This is a genomic window from Eoetvoesiella sp., assembly GCF_035555955.1.
GTDB lineage: Bacteria > Pseudomonadota > Gammaproteobacteria > Burkholderiales > Burkholderiaceae_B > Eoetvoesia.
The window spans coordinates 15027-35606 of sequence record NZ_DATMGA010000028.1 but is presented as its reverse complement, the minus strand read 5'-3'; the positions used below and the strand labels follow the sequence as shown (position 1 = coordinate 35606).

Below are 20580 nucleotides of genomic sequence, written 5' to 3'. Positions count from 1 at the left end.
AATCAGCCATGGCATATATCGAATTCAATAATGTTTGCGTTGATTTTCCAATCTACAACGCCAATGGCCGATCTTTGAAAAAACGCCTGCTCCAGGTTGCCACCGGGGGTCAACTGGGCGCGGACCAGAACGGGCATGTGGTTGTTCGCGCCCTGGAAGGCTTGAGCTTCTCTCTGAAAGACGGGGACCGCCTGGGCTTGCTGGGCCATAACGGCGCCGGCAAAACGACTTTGCTTCGCCTGCTAAGCCGCGTTTATGTGCCGTCAGCCGGAACCGCGCATATACAGGGTGAAATCGGGTCGCTGATCGCCATTTCGCTGGGCATAGACCCCGAGGCCACCGGCCGCGAAAATATATTCCTGCGCGGCGGCCTGCTCGGCCTTTCCAAGGCCGAAATTACCCAACGGCTTGATGAAATTATTGAATTTTCCGAGCTGGGCGATTTCGTGAATATGCCGGTACGCACCTATTCCACCGGCATGCACTTGCGCCTGGCCTTTGCCGTTTCCACCATATTGCGCCCCGAAATCCTTTTAATGGACGAATGGCTGTCGGTGGGGGACGAGGGGTTCAAGCACAAGGCCGAAGAGCGCATGCAGGAACTGGTGCAGTCGACCCATATACTTGTCATTGCCAGCCATTCAAAAGAGCTGATTCTACGCACCTGCAACCGTGCCATTTGGCTGGAACACGGAAAAATCCGTATGGACAGCGACGCCGTTACAGTCTGTAATGCGTATTTTGGCGAACAACCGTGAACGGGGCTTCGGTGTTGTTGCAACATTTGCGTGCGCGCTTCAAGCGCCTTGGGTCGACCCAATCCAGTCAGGCACCCACATCTTCGGTGGATATCGCCGGCCTGGAGTCGCGCGCCGCTATTACCCAATTCCTGTATGTGGAAGATCCGCCAGAACCCGTCGACCTGTGTTTTGTTCTGGGGTGCCCCACACCCACCAATATGGATAAGGCTATCGATCTCTATGTATGCGGCCTGGCTCCCGTCATCATGATCTCGGGCCACGGGCCCGCGCCGCAGCCGGTGCCGGAAGCTGCCCAGTTTCGTGACTACGCGCTTGCGCGTGGCGTTCCCGAAGCCGCTATCCTGCTCGAGACCGAATCCACCAATACCCGGGAAAATTTCGTCTTCTCCGCCCCTATTATTGAAGAGCAGATTGGCTGGAATCGCATTCGCCGTGTCGCGCTGGTCTCCAAGCCTTACCATGCGCGCCGGGCACTTATGACGGCGCGACGCCATTGGCCGGCGCATCTGCGCCTGGTCATGCAGCCCTCGCAACGGCACGACGACCTGCCCGCCGAGACATGGTGGCAGACCGAAGCTGGGCGCGTTCACGTCATGCGCGAACTCATCGCCATCGGCACCTACGCCCAGCAGGGCGATATTGGGGGGTTCTGATGCTTCCGGCACACGTGCATCTGGTGGGAATAGGCGGTGCGGGCATGGCAAGCCTGGCGCAGTATTTGCTTGCTTCCAACCGTACGGTAACCGGCAGCGACCGGGCGCACTCGGCGGTTCTTGACCAGCTTGCACAGGACGGGGCGCGAATCATCTTGCATCACGATGCGGCGCAACTGGAAGGTGCGGAGCTGGTCGTGGTAAGCGATGCCATTCCCACCGGCAACATCGAGGTCGAAAGCGCGCGCCATAGCGGAATTCCGGTGATTCGCCGCGCCGAATGCCTGGAACTGCTGCGGGAAGGTCGCCCTGGCCTTATGGTTGCGGGCTCGCACGGCAAATCCACGACAAGCGCCATGATCGCCTGCATCCTGACCGAAGCGGGTCTGGACCCCGGCTTCGCGCTCGGTGCCGATGTGCCCAGCCTGGATGGCAAGCGGGCCCGGCCAGGCGGCGGCGATATCTTCGTGGCCGAAGCCTGCGAGGCTTTTCGCAATCTCGACGCCCTGACACCCCACATCGCCGTCATCACCAATGTCGATGACGAGCACGTCAATCATTACGCATCGCAAGCTGCCCTGGAGGATGCCTTCTCTGCTTTCGCCCGCCGCGCCCGCGTCGTCGTCGCATCCGGCGAAGATCCAGGCGTTGCGCGTCTTGGGCTGCCGGGCGGCAAGGTCATTTCGTTCGGCCTGGATGCCGATTGCAGCGTTTCCGCCTCGCCATGGCCCGCCCCCTTCGCCCCATGCTTGCGGGGGGAAAAGCTTGCCCCCATCACCTTGCACCAGCCCGGCGACCATATGCGCCGCAACGCGCTGGCCGCCATGGCGGCCTGCCAGGCGCTGGGTGTTGCTCCGGAGGCCATGGCTCGCGGCCTCACGCGCTTCACGGGTGTGGCGCGCCGCTGGCAAGAGTTTGGCGAGGTGTCGGGCATTCGCATCGTGGATGACTACGCCCATCACCCGGCGGAAGTCGCTGCAACGCTGCGTACGGCACGTTCCGTGGCGCCGGACCGCCGCCTCGTTGCCGCCTTCCAGCCATTGCTGCACTCGCGGGTGCAACGGCTGCAGGAAGAGTTCATCGAAAGCCTTGCCATGGCCGACCAGGTGTTTCTGCTTGACGTGGACGACGACGGCGAAAACGCGCGGTCAAGCGGCAGTGCGGCCATAGCCTCGGGCTTGCAGCGCCGCGGCGTTGCTGTCATTCACCATGAGGGGGTTGAAGGCCTGGTCGCGGGCATACGCCGTGACGTCAGCGAAGGCGATTTCCTGCTGGTCATGGGAGGCGCCCACATGGCCGGGGTCGCCGAACAGCTGCATAAGCAATTGGCCATGGCGCCGCCAACGGCGGCATCGTCTCTTGCGCAAACTACGCCACCCGTTATCACGCATGTTCGACAGCGCTGGGCGCAGCGCATTGCAGATTCCTGGCGTCGGCCGCAGACCTTTGTTGCGCTGTTTCGCGCGGCCGCGTGCGCCGCGCCCAATGCGCCCGCGCTGCTCGGGCGTGATGGCACATTTTCTTATGCCGAGCTCGACCAGGCCAGCGACGAGGTCGCTGCCGGCCTCGCCTTGCGTGGCCTGGCTGGCGCTGTCATTGGCGTGGCCTTGCCGCTTGGGGCGGAACTGATCATTACCTTGCTCGGCGTGATGAAGGCAGGCAGCACCTACCTGCCGCTCGATCTCGCGCTGCCCAGGGCGCGCCGCGCCTATATGCTGGAACAAGCCCAGGCCGCGGCCATGATTGCGCATGACGAGACGGCCGAGGTGCCCGTCATTTCCGCTGCGACGCTGCGCGCTGGCGGCGGCACGGTGCCGCAGGCCCCGCGGGGGCGTGATGGCGCCTATATATGCTTCACCTCGGGGTCGACGGGATACCCGAAGGGAATCCGTATTCAGCAAGCCTCGCTTGCCGCCCTTTTGCACGACACCGTAAACCGCTTCGAAATCGACCTGGGGACTCGGATGCTGCTCAACACGTCTATAGGTTTCGACGTGTCGCTGGCCGAGATCTGCGGCACGCTTGCCGGCGGCGGTGCATTGGCTGTTGGCGGCGCCAGGCCCTTGGGCGGGGAAAGCCTGGCGGAAGCGTTGAAGCAACTGGGCGCGACCCACCTCTCTATTACGCCGAGCTTGCTTGCTAGTGCGCGGCCGCGCGCGCTGGCTCAATTACGTTGCATTATTGCCTGCGGCGAACCTTGTCCGCCCGAACTGGTCAAGGACTGGGGAACGGGAAGGCGTTTTTTCAACGTCTACGGCCCGACTGAAACAACCATCTATGCCACGGCCGCATTATGCGAACCGGGTGCGGAAGTCAGCATCGGCATGGCGCTTGGCCATCTTCAGTCTTATGTGCTGGACGAGGCGCTGCGCCCCGTCGCGGCGGGCGAGATGGGTGAGTTGTGTCTTGCCGGTCCGGGCGTCTCGGAAGGATACCTCGGCAGGCCCGAGGAAACAGCCAAGCGCTTTGTGCAAACAACCATCGGGCGGCGACGCCGGCGCCTCTATCGCACGGGCGACATGGTTCGCCGTAACCCCGACGGCACGCTGCACTTCATCGGGCGTGTCGACACGCAGGTCAAGATGCATGGCGTGCGCATCGAGCTGGGCGAGATCGAACGCGCCGTGCTTCGCGAGAAGCATGTGGTCGACGCAGCAGTCTGCCTTGTCAAAGAGCCGCGCCCGGCGCTTCTGTGCTTTGTGCAGGCGGCGGGCGATAGCGCCCCCGACCCCGCCACCCTGTCAAAAGCGTTAGCCGAGTGGCTGCCGGAAAGCGCGGTGCCTTCCCGCATTCAATTCGTGCCCGCCATCCCGCTGACGCCCAGCGGAAAGAAGGATCGCCAGAGGCTGATCACAGAGTATGGCAACCGCAGCGTCACGCGCGCGAAAGAATACTGGCCGCCGGCGAACGAGACCGAGCAGCATCTTGCCCTGTTGTGGCAAGAGGTGTTGACCCTTGCCGAGCCGGTCGGCCGGCTCGATCGCTTTCCGGCGCTGGGGGGCGATTCACTGGCTTCCCTGATACTTATCCTGCTCATCGAGGAACGCTTCGAAATTACCGTGCCGCCGGGCTATTTCGGCCGCATCGAAATGCTGCCGCACATGGCGACACAACTCGACGAACTGCTGTGGCACCGCGACGGCGCCGCCACTGGCGGGCAAGGCTTCATGGCAAGCCGGATCTACCGGCGCATGCGAGACTTGTGCGGGCACTGGCCCGGCGCCCGCCTCTCGCCCGAACACCTGATCTCCAGCCTCGGCCCGCCCGACGCAAAATACGACCTGTTCTTGTGCTGCCAGGTAGAGAGTGAATTCACCGCGCTGGCGGCGCGCCTTGCTCCGTCCTTCCGTGTGCATGGGATGCGTTCCGGCCATCTCGTCATCGATAACGGGCTGGGCGGCATCCGCCAACTGGCCGCCCGTTATGTCGAAGAGATTACGGCGCTCTCGCCGCGCGGCATCGTGCTGCTGGCCGGGGTCTGCCAGGGGGGAACCATCGCCCGGATCGTCGCGGAGTCGCTTGCCGCCGAAAACGGGGCTGTGCCGCTGCTCGTGCTGATCGAGCCTGGCCGGCCGCAGCCTTATTCGGGCCGCGTCGCGCTGATCACCGCCGAGGACAGCTTTCTCAATCCCCTCCAGCCTGGCGGGCCGGGCCTGGAAGCCTACGAGGCCGTGCTGCCCGGCGGCGTCAGCATCGACATAGTCCCCGGCAGCCACGGCGCCGCCTGCATCGAGCCTGCCGTGCAGTTCGTGGCCCATCACTTGACGCGAAGGCTGGAAGCGGCGCTCGACTGCCGGGAGATCGCGTGACTGTCCGCAGGACCTTGCGCCGGCTGCGGCGCTATGTTCAGGGTGGGCTGGGCATGGCGATCGGCATGCTTGCTTATCCGATTGCCTGGTTCGGCTGGTTTCGGCCGCGCGACAAACTGGCCGCGGCGGTCGGGGACCTGCTGCTGGTTGGCTTCTACGGTGCCAGTTCCGCATCGCCTTCCGCGCGCCTGCTTGCCCGGCAAGCCCGCCGCGGCCAGGTGGGGGCCGTCTTCTTCGTCGACCAGAACATCGGCACCGCCGAAGAGATAGCCGGCCTGCTGCGCCTGTTCCGCTCTGGGGCCAGCCAACCGCTGCTGGCCATCGACCATGAAGGCGGCATCGTGCAACGGCTGACCGCGGCGCACGGCTTCACCCCCCTGCCCGCAGCCCGGGACATCGCCGCCACGATGTCGCCGGCAGAGGCCCGTTCGCTTTATGCTCAAGCCGGACGCGAACTGGCCGCGCTTGGCTTCCATATCAATCTGGGGCCGGTGCTGGATGTCGACGAACCCACGAACCCCGCGATAGGCGTTTTCGGACGCGCCTATTCCACCGACCCCGAACACATCGCGGCCTACGCCCAAGCGTTCATAGAGGGCTTCGCAAGCGCGGGCATCCTATGCGCGGCCAAACACTTTCCCGGCCATGGCCGCGCGGTCAGCGACAGCCACGACGGCGCGGCCGACATCTCCGCAACCTGGACGGAGGCCGAACTGGATCCGTTCGCCCGCGTGCTCGCTTCGAACCATGCTCCGCCAATGGTCATGACCGGCCATCTTCGACTCGACCCCGTAGCGCCAGATGGCCGGCCGGCAACAGTCTCCGCCCCCATCGTGACCGGCCTGCTGCGCGAACGCCTGCGCTACCAGGGCGTCGTCGTAACGGACGATCTCGACATGGGAGCGGTCAGCCACATCATGGGCAGAGAAGACGCCATCGTACAGGCGATTGCCGCCGGCAGCGACCTGCTCATGGTCAAGAACCTATTCGGCTACGACCCCTTGATGCCCCAACGCGCAGTAAGCTGGGTCCGTACCGCCATTGCCCGGGGCGTACTAAGCGAGGAACAGGTCATGGCAGCGGCGGAACGGGTGCGTGCCATCAGACGCCAGGCCCTCGCAAGCTCTCGCTCTGAGTAGACGATAGCTAGCTGATTTCGGAGTTTCCCTGATGTGGAGACTGTGATTTAAAAGCCCCTCCACCCGGTCAGGCGATGGCCTGAATGCCGTTCTTTTCCACCACAGTCAGAAGGCGCAAGGCCGGCCCGCCGGGCTTCTTCACGCCGCGCTCCCAGTCGGAAACAAGATTCTTGCTCACGTTCAGATAGAGCGCAAAAACCGGCTGCGACAGATGTTCGCGCTCGCGAAGCGCGCGGATGCGCTCGGGAGGCATGGGTTGGGCGGGCGTCAGGCAGGACTGGTCAAATTCGCGCATGGTCTGCTTATCGATGGCGCCGACCTCATGCAGGGCTTCCATAGTCTCGTGGATGGCCGCGTAGGCTTCACTCCGGTATTTCTTCGCCATGATCGTGTATCTCCGTAAATTGCCCTTTGCCAATCAGCTCTGCCAAGTGCGCTTCCGACAGCCTCAGCACATACTCCGCCGCCCTCCTGAACGCGGAATCTTCGTTATCGTCGATGTTGGCCCGATCGCTCTTGGCGAACCCGTACACGAAGAAAGCCCGCTCCGCAGTGCGGTACAGAATGATGGTGCGAAAACCGCCCGACTTGCCTTGCCCCGGCCTCGCCACGCGCTGCTTAATGACGCCACCGCCTAGATCCGCATCAACCAGCCCTCGCTCGGCGCGCCCGACGGCTTCCAGAAGCGCCTCGTCGGCGATGCCCTGCTTGCGGGCGAACCGCTCGAACCACGCGTTCTTGAAAACTCTCATGCAGCTGCCTTGGCAAACTAAATATAACACATAGTATTATATAAAAATAGGGATGACAAGGGTACGCGAAACACTAAGAATAGGCCTTCCGGAAACCTTAGAAGGTCTACACTGAGTAGACGATAGCTAGCTGATTTCGGAGTTTCCCTGATGTGGCGGTCTCGTGCCCGCTTTAAAGACCACATTTGTGGTAATGTGGTGATTCCAGACCAGTAAGCAGAGGTATGCCCATGAGCCGCCTGACCATAGACGTAACCGACCAGCAGCACCAGGCTCTCAAGGCAATGGCTGCTCTAGAAGGCAAGACCATCAAGCAATACGCCCTGGAGCGCCTGTTTCCCAAAGCGGTAGGGGAGGAGCAGGCTCTGCATGCACTAAAGACCTTGCTCAACGAACGCCTGGCCCAGGCTGAGCGCGGCGAGCTGGAGGACGGTAGCATCACCGACATCGCCATGGCAGAACTGCGCCGCAACAAGGCACAATGACCCAGCCCTACGTTCTTTCCCGTGGGGCCGCTGCGGATTTACGGGGCATTGTCCGCTATACCGTTGAGACTTGGGGTGAAGCACAGAGCGTTGCCTATGTTGCTGAGCTAGAAGCTGCTGCTTGTGAAGTAGCCCAAGGCCGCGGTGTCTTCAAAGAACTGGATGATCTGCTTCCTGGCTTGCGGGTAGGACGGGCAGGGAAGCATGTGCTCTTTTGTCTGCCCCGACAGAATCGGCAGACGCTGATCCTAGCGATCTTGCATGAAAGGATGGATCTTATCGCACGATTGAAGGAAAGACTGGGGCTATAACGTAGGCTTGCATCCCCTCTCACCCAAAAAACCTTTTCCCCCGCCACAGCAGTAAAACCAGATCCAACCCAACCCGAAACACCCACGCCAGCGCCGCCCCGAGCAGGCCAAACACATCCAGGGCTATCAGCAGCACAGGCACATAAATAATAAATTCGAACACATGCAAATGCGCCGTGGTTTTGGCGTCGCCCGCAGCCTGTATGGCGGAAAAAGGCACCAGGGCAATCCCGTTGAATAGAATGCCCACGCTTAGAATGCAAACGATCAGCCACGACCTCGACGCAAAATCGGCGTTCAGCCATAGTGCCAGCCCCCAGTACGAGGCCAGGCAAATAGCCAGGCTTATGCCCAACAGCGTCAATGACATCAGCTTCATCGACCGCCAATAAAGCATCCGGGCAATAGCCGGGTTGGTTTTCAGTGTGGAAGCCAGCTTGGGAAACAAGGCGCTGGTCAGGGCGGAAGGAATCACCAGCACGCGCACCAGCATTTCGAACGGCACCGTGTAGTAGGCCACGGCGCTTGCCCCCAGCACCGCCGCAATCACGAATCTATCGGCGGTAACCATAAGCGGGCTGATAATATTGGAAACCGTCATCCACACCCCGAACGACAGCAAGTCCTTCACGTCGTTGGCTTGCGCCGTGCTTTTTAGCCAGCTTTCCGGCATGCGTCTATGAGCCAGTGCACCATAGGCCAGCAGCACTACCAGGCGGGCCGCAATTAGCATGGCCACCATATACACCAGCGAAGGCCCCAACAACACGAAGCTCAGCGCGGGCAGGCCGAAATTGGCAATGCCAAGCACGATTCTTAGCAGGTTTACCGTTTTGAAGTCTTCGTAGGCTTCCAGCACCCCTCGCAAACCGGAAGTTACGGTGGCCAGCGGTATGCCCAGCGCGGCCACGAACAGGCTGCCGATGGTAGTGGCTTGCAAAGGCTGGCTTACGTTCAGCCAGTCGCTGCCCAAGGGGTAGGCAAGCAGCGCTAATAGTATGCCGCCCGCTATGCCGGTATAAGCCATGAATACCAGGCCGGATTTCACCACATGAGGCACGTTGCGGGTATTTTCTGAAACCAAGCTTGCCGCCACCCGCTGGGTTAGTGCGCGGCCCAGCCCAAAATCGAACAGGCTGAAGTAGCCGATCAGCGACCAGATAAGCGTAAGAATCCCGAACGCTTCGACTCCGATATGCTTTATCAAATACGGAATCGTGACGACGCCCAGGAGCAAAGGCAATCCTGTCCCCGCCAAATTCCACATCGAGTTGCGCCGCAAAGACATATTCAGGTGCTGTGCGTGGGCCAAACGTTGGATTATAGGACGTTACGGAGTGTTTGCTACATATCGTATCGCCGCTTTTACACGGTTTTTGAGCAAGATAGCCTCATTCCGAGCCATGATCTCCAGGTGAAGAACCCGGCCCAAGGGCCGGAGCTTCTCCGCCGCAACATTGTGCGCGGCCCCTGGCTGGAGGCCACACAAAATCTCATTCAAACCGTGTATAACTGTACCGAAGGGCCGCAATACCGCGAACTGCGCCGCGCATTCGTAAGCTGGACCCGCCACGTGTTGCTACCGCGGGCCTTGCCGCAGGTGCAGGTGCCGCCCGTGGACGATTTACTGGAGATTACCGATATGTTGGCAGATCAATCACGATCCTGGACACATCAGTGGAAAATGGAAGGGTTGCAGGAAGGGCGGCGCGAGGGACGACAAGAAGGTGAGCTTGTCCTGCTGAAGCGTCAGCTTGCCCGTAAGTTCGGCCCTCTGCCTGACGAGGCTGAGCAGCGCCTGAAAGCCGCTACCTCAGCGCAATTGGAAACCTGGTCGCTGAATATTCTGGATGCTACGACCATGGAAGATGTGTTTCGGGAATAGCCTGTACTTGCCACAACAATGCCGGACAAAGACACAGCGGTGGCTACGCTTTAGTTTTGGCGAATCATCGCTTTAACAACACTCCTCCCGGGAATTCAGCCAGCACCGTAAACGCCCCCTTGTACTTGCTTGCGTCGAACTCCGGGTACTCTTTGGTTGACACCGCCAGCATCCGGCTTCCCGCCTTCTCCATATACCTGGACATGGCCGCTGGCCCAATGGGCTGGCACTTGGTGCCCACGCAGTCCAGCAGATTGCGATACCTGCCCGGCCCGAACCAGTCGCCAATGACCGTGCCATTGAAGAAATAGACGTCATACTCGAAACCAAGCTGCACCAGCTTTGGCCCAAGTTCGGGAATATGGGCATTGGCGGCCTGGAACAGGCGGTAGCCGGGATCCTGTTCCAGAATGGAGTCCCAGTTTTCCATTTGCCCTTTATAGGCCTGGAAGCGGTCGACGGCATACACCGCCAGCAACACGGTCAACAAGGCTGCCGTCAATGCCTTGGCACGAGCCGCATCAGGATGAATCCGTTTGAAGAACCTGGAAGCCCATGCGTACCAGCGGTAAAGCGTATAGCAAGACAGGAACGTCGCCACCGCATAAACAGGCGCCAAGTAGCGCCACACCTGGGTCACATAGAACCAGAACAGGAAATAGGCCACGAATACGGCCTGCAATACGCGGATGGGCTTGGGCACTTTGGTCAGCAGCAACCCCAGCAGGGCCAGCGCCCATACCGTCACATGCGCGTCTTTAAGCGCCGCCCAGATATACAGAGGGTTGTGCGATGCGCCATGCATGGCCTGCTCTTGGGTCTGCAGCAGCAAGTCGCCGGCGTCCCACAGATAATAGCCGAACAGGCCGCCTCCCGCCGGATGGATCGGGTCGCCGGAAATCACAAAGCTTCGCACATACCACCAGCAGCCTGCCGCCAGCACCGAGCAACCATAAACAAGGCAAGCCTTCCAGTCACGCCGCGCCAGCAGCAAATACGCACCCAGAATGGCGGCCAGCACCACGCCGAAATACTTGCTGCCCGCCGCGCCCCCGGCCATCAGGCCCGCCAGAATCACCCAATGCCACGACCGCTTTGCCTGGTCTTCTTTCGACCACAGCATCATCGCAACAATGGCCGCCCAGCAGAACATGCCCAGGCCGTTGTCAATATACGCATAGCCCAGGGTGCGCTTGATGGGCCCTATCATGAACAGCCCGGCCGCCGCCAGAATGCCCACATTTGGGGAAGCCAACAGGCGAATCGACACGCCAACCAGCCCCAGCCCCATCACAAAGATCGGCAACGAGGAAAACGCCTGCGCCAGCACATCGCCGCCAAACATCAAGCCCAGCGCGAACAGCAGGTTGACGTTCTGGGGGAACAGGGGAAACCGCAGGTATTCGTTCAGGACAATGGCTTGATGCTGAACATAGCCCCGCGCCAAGGGCAACTGGTACATGGTGTCGTCCCAATGCCCCGGTGGGTGGAAGGCCACGACGACGGACAGGAAGAACAGCAGGGCCAGCGCCACCCAGGTCGCGATTCGCGTGGCCTTAAGGCTCGGATCCGGTGAGTTTGGGTTGGAGCTTGGTGTAACACTGGGGATTGGTGAATGAGGAGGGGCGTGAAACTGCCGGTGGAGTCGCGGCAAGGCCGCCACAACAGCGGCCAGCGCCACGGCCAACACCGCCGGCTTGCTCAAATACCCCGCCATGCCCAGTGCGAACAACATGGCAATATTGACCAGCATGCCCAGGCACAGGGCAAAGAACCACTTCAGGCAGCCATTGCCGCCCCACTCAACCGAGCGCGCCCGCAACGCCGATGGCAACAGCGCCCCACCCAGCGCGGAGCAATGCAGCACGAACAGCGCCATGGCGGCAAGAACCTTGAACAGCTCGGGAAACATTGGCCGGGGGAAGAGGAAAAGGAAAGGCTACAATTCTAGCAAACGCCCTATAGAACCGTGATGACGGAGCCGTGACCACACGCCAAAGCGCAAGCCCCGGCCTTCAGGCCGAGGTCAAGCGAGGCCATATCGATACGGCGCCGAAGACGCCCCTGTATTGGGCCGGAGTTCTTCATTTCGCCTGATTTCGCCCAACATGACAACCACGAACACACCCAGCATTGCGGTCATCCTGCCCGCCTATAACGAAGAACTCACCATCGCGGCCACCATCCAAGCGTTTCACGCCCAACTGCCGCAGGCCCGCATCGTTGTCGTCAACAACAACTCCCGGGACGCCACCCACCAGATCGCCGCCGACACCCTGGCCCGGCTGAATATTGCCGGCGAAGTCATCGACGAGCCTCGCCAAGGCAAAGGCAACGCCGTGCGCCGCGCCTTCCTCGATACCGAGGCCGACGCCTACGTCCTGGCCGACGCCGACCTCACCTACCCCGCCGACCGCGTGCACGACCTGCTGCGCCCCGTGCTCGAGGGCAAGGCCGACATGGTCGTCGGCGACCGCCATTCCGGCGGCCACTACGCCAGCGAGAACAAGCGCCCCCTGCACAACTTCGGCAACGGACTTGTCCAGAACCTGGTCAACCGCCTCTTCGGCGCCAACCTCGTGGACATCATGAGCGGCTACCGCGTCTTCAACCGATCCTTCGTCAAGACCTACCCCATCCTCGTCGAAGGCTTCCAAATAGAAACCGACGTCACCCTGCACGCCCTGCACCGGCGCATGCGCATCCTGGAAATTCCCGTCGAATACAAAGACCGCCCCGCCGGCAGCGTCTCCAAGCTGAACACCTTCTCCGACGGCGCCCGCGTCATCGTCACCATCGCCCAGATCCTGCGCTACTACCGCCCGCTGGCCTTCTTCATGGCCTTCTGCGCCCTCTTCGCCATCGCCGGCCTCATCGCCGCCATCCCCGTCTTCGACGACTGGTTCACCACGCGCTATATCACCCATGTGCCCTTGGCGATTCTGGCCGCGGCACTGGAGACCGTAGCGGTGCTGTTATTGGCGATTGGGGTGATACTGGATTCGATTGCGCACCATGAGAGGAAGAGGGCGGAGTTGCACTATTTGGGAGTGCATCGGAGGGGGTAGGTGTGAACTCTCCCATTGCAATGGGCTGCCCTTTCATAGCGCCCAGCGCCTAACCTAGCGGCGACAATGGACGCAAAAATGTCCCGAGACTACCGACTGTGGGGCTACCTTCTGATAGCCTGCATCCCTAGCCACTAGCCTGTGCCTTCCAATGACGTTCGCATTGCGATACGCAGGCTCATCACTAGGAGAACACTATGCGTGCACACACCTCCCTCATTCCGGTGAAAAGTTGCAGACGCCTGAAGCCAATTAATTCACGCTTGACATAATGTATCCGAACGAATACATTTAACCGTGTATAGGATAAAGACTCTACCGGAGTTCGATGCTTGGTTTGATAGCCTGAAAGACCACGCCACGCGCGCCCGGCTCGTCCGACGACTTGAGAAGGTGGAGCGGGGCTTGTTGGGTGATGTGGAACCCGTTGGCGAAGGCGTGAACGAAATGCGCGAGTTCTTCGGCCCGGGCTGGCGCATGTACTACGTTGAACAGGATGGCGTACTGATCCTGATGCTGGGCGGCGGCACCAAAGACACACAAAGCCGCGATATCAAACATGCCAAGAAACTGGCCGCGCAACTAGGCAATAAGGACGAACCGGAGAAACCAGATGAGCAAACGCATCAAGGTTAATAACCTGCCTGACTTCGACCCCGCCCGCTACCTGCGGGATGGCGAGGACATTGCGGCCTACCTGACGCAAGTCATCGAGGAAGGGGACACTGGCGAACTTGCCCAGGCACTAGGCGTCGCGGCGCGTGCGCGTGGTATGGCGCAGATCGCCGAGGCCGCCGGTATTGGCCGGGAATCCCTCTACAAGGCCCTGCGTGCCGACGCCAGCCCGCGCTTCGACACTATCGCCAAGGTATGCAAGGCGCTGGGCGTGCGCCTCGTCGTCAAGGCTGAGCACCCTGCCTAAGCCCGCTACGCTGCCACCTTCCAGCCAGTGGAAAGGGGCAATACATATGTGGCTTGCAAAGAGCGATTTGTGAAAATCCGGCTATAGGGCTAAATTCAGTCTATATTTTTCCCTTCCACGATATTCACTAGGAATTCGCCATGAAGCTCGCCACCCACGTCCGGCCTATCAGCTACCTGAAAAGCCATGCCGCCGAAATTGCCAAAGACGTTACTGAGACCGGCGAACCCATGCTCATTACCCAGAACGGCGAGGCTCGCCTGGTCGTCATGGACGTAAGCAGCTACGAGCAGAAAGAGCAGACACTGGCGCTCCTGAAAATACTGGCAATGGGTCAACGAGACATCGAGCAAGGCCACTACCGTGATGCAGAGGAGTTCTTTGCTGAGTTGGACAAGGACGACCTGTCGTGAAAGCAGTATTGCTTGACGAGGCCCAGGCCGACATCAGGGAACTGCGTCAGTACGTAACTCGGGTCTTTGGCAAGGCTACGTGGCAGGAAACCTACACGGGTATCAAGTCCACAGTACGCAACACGATAGCTTTTCCACTTCACGGCCACACCCCGCCTGAACTCGCTGAATTGGGGCTATCTCAATACCGGCAAGCGCTTTCAGGCATGAACCGCATCATCTATGAAGTGCAAGGCGACGTACTTTATGTTCACATCGTCTGCGATACGCGCAAGGACTTACGAACGTTGCTGACAAGACGGTTGTTGAAACGCTGAACACGTCGAGCCCCCCGCCCAAACGCCGGCTGTGCTTGCCACACTTCATGATTCCACTTATCGGAACTTAAATTTGCTTTTTATGGGCTACCTAAGGGAAAACCCTAGCCGTAGAATTTCACTCATGGGAAGTAAGACGCAGTACCCGATACAGGATCCCCCGCCTTACCAGCCCGGCCAAAAGCCAGGCTTGTCCCTTTTACGTTACGTTATCCACAGTTAAAAGGAAAGCATCATGAAAGCAACTCTCTCCGCATACGCCCTGGCTCTTGGTCTTATGGCTGCCGGCCCCATGGCTGCTCAAGCTCAAGGTTCCGCTCAAGTCGATTCCACTTTTGCGCAAACCCAAAGCGAATTGGCCGACTGGCGCGCCGCCGGCTTCGATGAGCAAACCTACGCCGCCCTGGTCAAGGACGTGAATGGCGCTGAATACCAGCAACGCATGGCCAAGTTCGAACAGCTTCGCGCATTGCACACCAAAACTGCGCAAAACTGATCAGTTTTTGCCCTGAAGCGGGCAATCCACAGCCAGCTAGGCCCGCCAGGGGTCACCCAATTTGCTTTCGTAGGGTTGTGTTTCGGGTGACCTGCAGCACGCTGGCTCCAAACCGGGATACCTCCCGGTGATTCATGAAATGCCAAACCGGCGACTGAAGCAAATTCAGCCGCCGGTTTGGCATTTCTGCTTGGTAAAACCGCTTACGAAGACGGAAACCGATAAATCAGGAATCGCGACGACAGGTAGTTCACCACCATGCCGGCCAGGCTGCCGGCGGCCACGCCCAGCACCAGGTAGTGCCGCACCAGCGGCGAATAGACCACCAAAGCGCTGTAGGCGGCGTAGTTGATAAGGCCGCCTATGAGCATCAGCAGCAGGTAGCGGGTGAATTCCGATTTTTTCGAGAGTTCCGAAGTACGGTTGCGGAACGCGAGTGTGCGGTTGACCAACCAGGTTGTGAATACCGCGGCCAGGAACGACAGGATGCGGGCATAAAACGGGCCCATCAGCGGCGCCAGGGCATATAGCACCGCCGTGTCGACCACGAAACCGAACACACCGGAAATGGCAAACAGAAACAATTGAATCAAGGAAGATCGCACGCACTCTTCTCCAGTTTACGCATGGCGCCCCACAAGCACACCAAGGCAATCAAGAAGAACAGCAAGGTATTGTTGCGGCCAAGCATTATTTGCGACATGCTGAAAATGGCGTAGGCGGCGACGAGCGTGGCGCCGCACACGGCCAGCGCCTGTATGTCTCGCTGCGGTGACCTTAGGCGGCGGGCAAAGGAAACAAACGACGTCACCAGCAGCGCCAGAACGATCAATACCGCGAACACACCCTGGAAGACCCACAACTCCAGGTAGTTGTTATGCGTATTGGCCAGAATCAAAATAACGGGCGGGGCTTCTTTGCTGGCAACCAGGCGCTCGCGCTCGGCGCGGTAGTCGGCGTCGCTCCACCCTGCCAGGGGCTTTTTGGCGATCATCCCCGCCGCGGCGCGCCAAATGGCGAAGCGCGCCCCGATGGAAGTGTCGGCATTGCCTTGCTCGTACTGCTGCACGTCAAGCAGCGCGCGGTCGTACCGATGCTTGATGGTGGGAACGCTGATCGCCACTGCCGCGGCCGCCACGGCCAGCACCACCAGGGTAACGATTGCCGGCTTCACGTTGCGCGAATTGATGAATGCCGCCACGAAAATAAGCACCACCACGGGCAGGGCGATCCAGCCGCCCCGGCTGCCCGAGGCCAGCGAAGCGTAGACGCCGCCCAACACGCCCAGACCCAGTACGCAGCGCCATGCCCAGCGCCGTGACTGCGGCTGCATATTGGCCCAGAAGATGCCGGCGGCGCAAAACACCCCCAGCATAAGGCCCAAGTCGCCGAATTGAATGACCCCGGTAAAGCCCACGGCGCGCCCGAAGCTTTCGCCGACTGTTTGCCATGCGGCCACCGCCGCGCCGGAAACAGCCCCCACGGCGAACCCCGCCCACAGCCACGGCAGCTTGGGCGGATGCTCGAGCAGCATCAAGAGAATGATTGCCGCCAGCAGGTAGCGGCTGGGCAGATCGATGCTGCGCACCGCATTGCCATGATACAGAAAGCTGAACAACCCGATGCCGAACACGGCCGCCAGCAGCCAGACCAGGGTTTTGTCCTGCCGGGACAGCACCGGCACGGAATAGCGCGCCAGGCAATACAGCGCCGCCAGCAGCAGCACCACGGCGCCCGCCGTATACCCGACCGGCACCGAGATCATGCCGGCAAAAAACAGGAAAACCCCCAATGAAACCACAGCCCCCAGAAAATGGTCTGGCTTGGAGTGTGCAGCGATTGTTGTCATGGATGGTGGCGCTTGAAATGGAACGATGCGTAATGTTAGCCGACATCATTCGTCTTGGCACCGGGTCGATGCATCCCAAAGAAGCCAAGCGTTATCCCCCCGAGCGCAGCAGGCACGCCAGGCAATCTGGTGGCGGAATAATGGCTGGAACAGCTACGGCACCGGATACGGCGATACACCTGCCAGCAATGGCGCATTCCCAGGGTATTCCATGAGCTTGGAAAACAGTTCCTGCTGCGTGCGGATATTGAGCTTGGCGAATCCCCGATTGCGGTAAGTGATGGCCGAGGCTGGCTGTATGCCCATGGCCCTGGCGGCGGCCGGCAGGGTCATGCCCCGGACGATGTTCAGAATGAGGTCGTATTCCCGCTTGCTGAGCTTGGTTTCCAGTTGGGCCTGCAGGGCATTGAGCTTGTCGGCGCTAAGCGCCAGCGTGGGCGGCATGATGCGGTAGCGCTGCACGGCGGCTTCGCTCAAGCAGGCGGACAGCAGCTCCAGGTAGTGCAGGTCGGACCGGGAAAACGCCCGCGCCGTGGCCGAACGGTAAATGCCGATCAGCAGATTGTGATTGCCTTTCAACTGGCGGAATATGGCAAAGCGCTGCGCCGTGCCGGTACTGTTGTAGATGGTGCGGTAGGCGGGGTCGATGATGTCGTCGGCATCCTGGTGCAGCAGAATGGTGGAATGCGCGGAAGGGTTGGCTGCGCGGCTGCGCAGCACTTCCTGCAGGGCGATGTCGCGCTGGTAATGCCGGTCGACATAGGCTCCCCAGGCGGGAGCGGAATTGGCCATGCCCGCGGCCTCTGCATGGCCAAGCAGCCACGGCTGGCCCGTGGCGGGCAACAGGAACAAAGCGCAATTGAGCACGTCCACTTCCGAACGTATGAGGTTCAGGGTGGCTTTGGGAAGCCGCGCCCGGTCTTCGTCGGTAATCGACGCCAGCAGTTCGCACAACCCGGCCTGCGACACCGGGAAGGTTCCCGACTGCTGACTGGCCTGCCATATGCGCATAGTTTTGCCTCCGTGCCTTCCTTTTATGCCGTTGTCCACTGATCGGGGGACATACATTGCCCTGCCCGCTATCTACCATCGCCTTATGTAGGCCCAATCAGCGTTGCGGCTGTTGGGCATTACCTGATGTGACTTGGAACGTGTTTGGAATTTTCCTGGAGAGAAGGCGATGTTTGTAAAAAACTGCTGGTATGTGGCGGGATGGGCCCATGAATTGATCGACGGCGCCTTGCTGGCCCGAACCATTCTGAATGAAAGGATTCTGTTTTACAAGGGTGAAAACGATAGCGTCGTTGCCATGGATGACCGCTGCTGTCACCGCGGCGCTGCCCTGTCATTGGGCCGCCTGGAAGGCGACAATGTGCGCTGCATGTATCACGGCCTGCTGTTCAACAGCGCGGGAACCTGTATTGAAGTGCCTGGCCGGAACGCCATTCCGCCCAGCTTCAAGGTGCCCACCTACCCCGTGGAAGTTCGAGACAAGCTCATCTGGATCTGGATGGGCGACCCCGCCCTGGCGAACGAGGATGAAATTCCGGGTTTTCACTACCTTAGCGACCCCGAATGGGTCGGCGAGCCGGGATACCTTCACTACGACGCCAACTATCAGCTTTTGGTGGACAATCTGGCCGACTTCAACCATGTCGCGTACGTGCATGCCAATACTTTCGGCGGCTCGCCGAATTATGTGGCCGAGCACAAGGAAAGCCCGCTGGAGCGCCTGGACAATGGCTTCAAGGTAACCAAATGGCATATGAACTGCGACCTGGCGCCATTCGTGAAGAAATTCGTCAAGAATATGGACAAGGTGGACCGCTGGAACACGGTGCGCATGCAAACGCCAGGGTACTTCTATCTGGAGTCGGGGTTCTCGCCCGCGGGCAATGGAATCGAAAAGGGCAATACGGAAGGCGCCATTTCGTTCAGGAACATCCAGGCCATGACACCCGAAACGGAAGACAGCACCCATCTGTTCTGGGTATACATGCATAACCAGACCGAAAATCGGGATCTCATCACGCGCTCGCTGACCTCCAGCATTCTTGAGGGTCTGTACGAAGACATGCCCATTATCGAGCTGCAGCAGAAGATCCTGAAAAAAGACCCCAGCTTTACCTTGAAGTCCATGCCGTCGGATGTGGGGTTGAATCACATGCGCTGGCTGGTGGCCCAGCAATTGAAAAAAGAGCAAGCAAACGCACCGCGGCCTGATAAGGAGCGGGCGCGCAAGGAGATGGTGCGCAGCGAAGAAGTGGCCGGCATGTAGCGTGCCCGGTTGCGTCGTCGCGAACACAAGCCGGTTCGGGTTCGTGCCAGACGGGGCCGGGCCCGGCCATTCCATACCAAAACTACTATTCATAGAGACAACCCAATGAGAAAACCATCACGACTGATCGGGCTGGCGTCGTTCGGCCTGTTTATGGCGGCAAGCTGCGCCGCTTACGCGCAAAACATCAAGGTGGGCGTGACCATACCGCTTACCGGGCCTGCGGCCTCCATCGGCATCGGCGCGCGCAATTCGATAAGCATGTTCCCCAACAAGATAGCCGGCGTAGGCATTGAATACGAGGTGCTGGACGACGCCGGCGATCCCACGCATGCCGTGAAGAACACCAAGCGCTTCCTGGGCGAGAACGTGGACCTTATCGTCGGGTCGTCGACCTCGTCGGCGGCCCTTGCCATGATCGAAGCCATCGCGGGCAGCGAAACGCCCATGATTGCGCTTGGCGCGTCATCGCGGATCGTTGCGCCCATGGACGACAAGCGGCATTGGGTGTTCAAGACGGCGTCGAACGATTCGCTGGTAGCCACCGCCATCATCAAGCACATGCAGGATCATGGCGTTAAGACCGTTGGCTTCATCGGCTTCAGCGATGCCTTCGGGGAAAGCTGGCTCACAGAGGTAAAAGCCGCCGCCGATGCCAAGAAAATCAAGCTCATCGACGTCGAGCGCTTCAATTCGGGGGATACCTCCGCCACCGCGCAGGTGCTGCGCATGATTGCCGCGAAGCCCGATGCGGTCCTGATAGCCGCCGCCGGCACGCCTGCCGTGATGCCGCACGTGGCGCTGAAAGAACGCGGCTACAAGGGCAAGATCTACCAGACCCACGGCGCGGCGACCGAGGACTTCCTGCGCGTGGGCGGCAAGGCCCTGAACGGCAGCTATCTGCCGGTGGGGCCGAACCTGGTTTGGGAACAACTGCCCGATTCCTACCCGACCAAGGCGGTAAGCGCCAAATACGTGCCCGAGTACGAGAAGAGATTCGGCAAGAACTCGCGCACCACCTTCGCGGCCCAGGCCTACGACGTGCTGCTGTTCCTGCAGCGCACCGTTCCCGAAGCCAGCAAGAAAGCCAAGCCGGGAACCAAGGAGTTCCGCGAGGCATTGCGCAACGCCCTCGAGAACATCAAGAACCTGCCCGCCAATTCCGGCGTCTACAACATGACCCCCACCGACCATTCCGGACAAAACGACTACGCGCGGGTCATGGTTTCGATCCAGAACGACAAATGGAAGCTGGAGCCGTTGGAGTAATAGGGTGACGGCCCCTAGGCGTGCAATACCTTGATGGCTATATCGGGCGCGGTGCTTACTATTTTTAGTAACGCCGCAGCCGGGCCCGTGGCAAGGGAAGCCGGCAAAACTGCTATTGAATGAGCCTTTGGTTATTGCAATACAGAAGTCTGGCACAAGGGTCGCGCTACGAC

Annotated in this window: 22 protein-coding genes; 15 read left to right on the top strand and 7 right to left on the bottom strand. The window is 60.3% G+C overall.

Annotation, left to right across the window (positions count from 1 at the left end):
* The first annotated feature begins 8 nt into the window (after positions 1–8).
* From VNT00_RS08240 to VNT00_RS08225, 4 genes are read left to right on the top strand one after another with little or no spacing between them, the layout of a single operon-like run.
* Positions 9–758 carry an ABC transporter ATP-binding protein gene (locus VNT00_RS08240; RefSeq protein ID WP_325586329.1) on the top strand — a complete coding sequence of 250 codons (750 nt, stop codon included), beginning with the start codon at positions 9–11 and terminating at the stop codon, positions 756–758.
* Positions 755–1414, top strand: a complete 660-nt coding sequence (locus VNT00_RS08235) for a YdcF family protein (protein ID WP_325586327.1) — start codon at positions 755–757, stop codon at positions 1412–1414. Before VNT00_RS08240 ends, VNT00_RS08235 begins: the two co-directional genes overlap by 4 nt.
* Positions 1414–5223, top strand: a complete 3810-nt coding sequence (murC, locus tag VNT00_RS08230; RefSeq protein WP_325586325.1) for a UDP-N-acetylmuramate--L-alanine ligase — start codon at positions 1414–1416, stop codon at positions 5221–5223. The genes VNT00_RS08235 and murC overlap by 1 nt, the downstream gene beginning before the upstream one ends.
* Positions 5220–6362 (top strand): glycoside hydrolase family 3 protein, encoded by a 1143-nt coding sequence (locus VNT00_RS08225; RefSeq protein WP_325586323.1) that lies wholly within the window; start codon positions 5220–5222, stop codon positions 6360–6362. Before murC ends, VNT00_RS08225 begins: the two co-directional genes overlap by 4 nt.
* Positions 6363–6429: 67 nt before the next feature.
* Here VNT00_RS08225 and VNT00_RS08220 read toward each other — a convergent pair whose 3' ends face one another.
* Positions 6430–6747, bottom strand: a complete 318-nt coding sequence (locus tag VNT00_RS08220) for a helix-turn-helix domain-containing protein (RefSeq protein WP_325586321.1) — start codon at positions 6745–6747, stop codon at positions 6430–6432.
* Positions 6725–7114, bottom strand: a complete 390-nt coding sequence (locus VNT00_RS08215) for a type II toxin-antitoxin system RelE/ParE family toxin (protein ID WP_325586319.1) — start codon at positions 7112–7114, stop codon at positions 6725–6727. The genes VNT00_RS08220 and VNT00_RS08215 overlap by 23 nt, the downstream gene beginning before the upstream one ends.
* Positions 7115–7338: 224 nt before the next feature.
* Between VNT00_RS08215 and VNT00_RS08210 the strand changes: the two genes are divergently transcribed.
* Complete coding sequence (locus VNT00_RS08210) at positions 7339–7599, top strand: antitoxin (RefSeq protein WP_325586317.1); 261 nt, start codon at positions 7339–7341, stop codon at positions 7597–7599.
* Entirely contained in the window at positions 7596–7910 is a 315-nt protein-coding gene (locus VNT00_RS08205) for a type II toxin-antitoxin system RelE/ParE family toxin (protein ID WP_325586315.1), read from the top strand. Before VNT00_RS08210 ends, VNT00_RS08205 begins: the two co-directional genes overlap by 4 nt.
* A gap of 19 nt (positions 7911–7929) precedes the next feature.
* Here the strand turns inward: VNT00_RS08205 and VNT00_RS08200 are convergent, their stop codons facing one another.
* Complete coding sequence (locus VNT00_RS08200) at positions 7930–9177, bottom strand: flippase (protein ID WP_325586313.1); 1248 nt, start codon at positions 9175–9177, stop codon at positions 7930–7932.
* Positions 9178–9324: 147 nt separating this feature from the next.
* On the opposite strand from VNT00_RS08200, the gene VNT00_RS08195 reads away from it, so the two are divergent.
* Positions 9325–9795, top strand: coding sequence for a DUF4351 domain-containing protein (locus VNT00_RS08195; RefSeq protein ID WP_325586311.1), 471 nt, complete (start codon positions 9325–9327; stop codon positions 9793–9795).
* A 64-nt stretch (positions 9796–9859) separates the two neighbouring features.
* On the opposite strand, the gene VNT00_RS08190 is transcribed toward VNT00_RS08195, so the two are convergent.
* Complete coding sequence (locus VNT00_RS08190; RefSeq protein ID WP_325586309.1) at positions 9860–11707, bottom strand: hypothetical protein; 1848 nt, start codon at positions 11705–11707, stop codon at positions 9860–9862.
* Positions 11708–11903: 196 nt separating this feature from the next.
* On the opposite strand from VNT00_RS08190, the gene VNT00_RS08185 reads away from it, so the two are divergent.
* The 6 genes from VNT00_RS08185 (at position 11904) to VNT00_RS08160 (ending at position 15011) form a co-directional block, all read left to right on the top strand.
* The gene (locus VNT00_RS08185; RefSeq protein ID WP_325586307.1) at positions 11904–12863 is read left to right on the top strand and encodes a glycosyltransferase family 2 protein; all 960 of its coding nucleotides are present in this window, start codon (positions 11904–11906) and stop codon (positions 12861–12863) included.
* A 297-nt stretch (positions 12864–13160) separates the two neighbouring features.
* Positions 13161–13499 carry a type II toxin-antitoxin system RelE/ParE family toxin gene (locus VNT00_RS08180; protein WP_325586305.1) on the top strand — a complete coding sequence of 113 codons (339 nt, stop codon included), beginning with the start codon at positions 13161–13163 and terminating at the stop codon, positions 13497–13499.
* A complete protein-coding gene (locus VNT00_RS08175) occupies positions 13477–13785 on the top strand; it encodes an addiction module antidote protein (RefSeq protein WP_325586303.1) in 309 nt (102 codons plus the stop codon). The genes VNT00_RS08180 and VNT00_RS08175 overlap by 23 nt, the downstream gene beginning before the upstream one ends.
* Before the next feature lie 140 nt (positions 13786–13925).
* On the top strand, positions 13926–14198 hold the full coding sequence (locus VNT00_RS08170; RefSeq protein WP_325586302.1) for a type II toxin-antitoxin system Phd/YefM family antitoxin: 273 nt from the start codon (positions 13926–13928) through the stop codon (positions 14196–14198).
* Positions 14195–14515, top strand: a complete 321-nt coding sequence (locus tag VNT00_RS08165) for a type II toxin-antitoxin system RelE/ParE family toxin (RefSeq protein WP_325586301.1) — start codon at positions 14195–14197, stop codon at positions 14513–14515. The genes VNT00_RS08170 and VNT00_RS08165 overlap by 4 nt, the downstream gene beginning before the upstream one ends.
* A gap of 235 nt (positions 14516–14750) precedes the next feature.
* Complete coding sequence (locus tag VNT00_RS08160) at positions 14751–15011, top strand: hypothetical protein (protein ID WP_325586300.1); 261 nt, start codon at positions 14751–14753, stop codon at positions 15009–15011.
* Positions 15012–15214: 203 nt separating this feature from the next.
* Here the strand turns inward: VNT00_RS08160 and VNT00_RS08155 are convergent, their stop codons facing one another.
* From VNT00_RS08155 to VNT00_RS08145, 3 genes are all read right to left on the bottom strand, one after another.
* Positions 15215–15616, bottom strand: coding sequence for a GtrA family protein (locus tag VNT00_RS08155; RefSeq protein WP_325586298.1), 402 nt, complete (start codon positions 15614–15616; stop codon positions 15215–15217).
* Positions 15601–16860: an O-antigen ligase family protein gene (locus tag VNT00_RS08150; protein ID WP_325586297.1), complete on the bottom strand. Its 1260-nt coding sequence runs from the start codon at positions 16858–16860 to the stop codon at positions 15601–15603. The genes VNT00_RS08155 and VNT00_RS08150 overlap by 16 nt, the downstream gene beginning before the upstream one ends.
* Before the next feature lie 153 nt (positions 16861–17013).
* Positions 17014–17871, bottom strand: coding sequence for a helix-turn-helix transcriptional regulator (locus VNT00_RS08145; RefSeq protein ID WP_325586295.1), 858 nt, complete (start codon positions 17869–17871; stop codon positions 17014–17016).
* A gap of 169 nt (positions 17872–18040) precedes the next feature.
* Here VNT00_RS08145 and VNT00_RS08140 point away from each other — a divergent pair, with 169 nt between their 5' ends.
* Positions 18041–19138 carry an aromatic ring-hydroxylating dioxygenase subunit alpha gene (locus VNT00_RS08140; protein WP_325586293.1) on the top strand — a complete coding sequence of 366 codons (1098 nt, stop codon included), beginning with the start codon at positions 18041–18043 and terminating at the stop codon, positions 19136–19138.
* A 105-nt stretch (positions 19139–19243) separates the two neighbouring features.
* Positions 19244–20407 carry an ABC transporter substrate-binding protein gene (locus tag VNT00_RS08135; RefSeq protein WP_325586291.1) on the top strand — a complete coding sequence of 388 codons (1164 nt, stop codon included), beginning with the start codon at positions 19244–19246 and terminating at the stop codon, positions 20405–20407.
* Positions 20408–20580: the final 173 nt, after the last annotated feature.

Excerpts from the sequence above, each read along its gene's own strand:
- VNT00_RS08240 (WP_325586329.1), top strand. The coding sequence starts at position 9 with ATGGCATATATCGAATTCAATAATGTTTGCGTTGATTTTCCAATCTAC.
- murC (WP_325586325.1), top strand. The coding sequence starts at position 1,414 with ATGCTTCCGGCACACGTGCATCTGGTGGGAATAGGCGGTGCGGGCATG.
- VNT00_RS08220 (WP_325586321.1), bottom strand. The coding sequence starts at position 6,747 with ATGGCGAAGAAATACCGGAGTGAAGCCTACGCGGCCATCCACGAGACT.
- VNT00_RS08215 (WP_325586319.1), bottom strand. The coding sequence starts at position 7,114 with ATGAGAGTTTTCAAGAACGCGTGGTTCGAGCGGTTCGCCCGCAAGCAG.
- VNT00_RS08210 (WP_325586317.1), top strand. The coding sequence starts at position 7,339 with ATGCCCATGAGCCGCCTGACCATAGACGTAACCGACCAGCAGCACCAG.
- VNT00_RS08205 (WP_325586315.1), top strand. The coding sequence starts at position 7,596 with ATGACCCAGCCCTACGTTCTTTCCCGTGGGGCCGCTGCGGATTTACGG.
- VNT00_RS08200 (WP_325586313.1), bottom strand. The coding sequence starts at position 9,177 with ATGTGGAATTTGGCGGGGACAGGATTGCCTTTGCTCCTGGGCGTCGTC.
- VNT00_RS08190 (WP_325586309.1), bottom strand. The coding sequence starts at position 11,707 with ATGTTTCCCGAGCTGTTCAAGGTTCTTGCCGCCATGGCGCTGTTCGTG.
- VNT00_RS08185 (WP_325586307.1), top strand. The coding sequence starts at position 11,904 with ATGACAACCACGAACACACCCAGCATTGCGGTCATCCTGCCCGCCTAT.
- VNT00_RS08175 (WP_325586303.1), top strand. The coding sequence starts at position 13,477 with ATGAGCAAACGCATCAAGGTTAATAACCTGCCTGACTTCGACCCCGCC.
- VNT00_RS08170 (WP_325586302.1), top strand. The coding sequence starts at position 13,926 with ATGAAGCTCGCCACCCACGTCCGGCCTATCAGCTACCTGAAAAGCCAT.
- VNT00_RS08160 (WP_325586300.1), top strand. The coding sequence starts at position 14,751 with ATGAAAGCAACTCTCTCCGCATACGCCCTGGCTCTTGGTCTTATGGCT.
- VNT00_RS08150 (WP_325586297.1), bottom strand. The coding sequence starts at position 16,860 with ATGACAACAATCGCTGCACACTCCAAGCCAGACCATTTTCTGGGGGCT.
- VNT00_RS08145 (WP_325586295.1), bottom strand. The coding sequence starts at position 17,871 with ATGCGCATATGGCAGGCCAGTCAGCAGTCGGGAACCTTCCCGGTGTCG.
- VNT00_RS08140 (WP_325586293.1), top strand. The coding sequence starts at position 18,041 with ATGTTTGTAAAAAACTGCTGGTATGTGGCGGGATGGGCCCATGAATTG.
- VNT00_RS08135 (WP_325586291.1), top strand. The coding sequence starts at position 19,244 with ATGAGAAAACCATCACGACTGATCGGGCTGGCGTCGTTCGGCCTGTTT.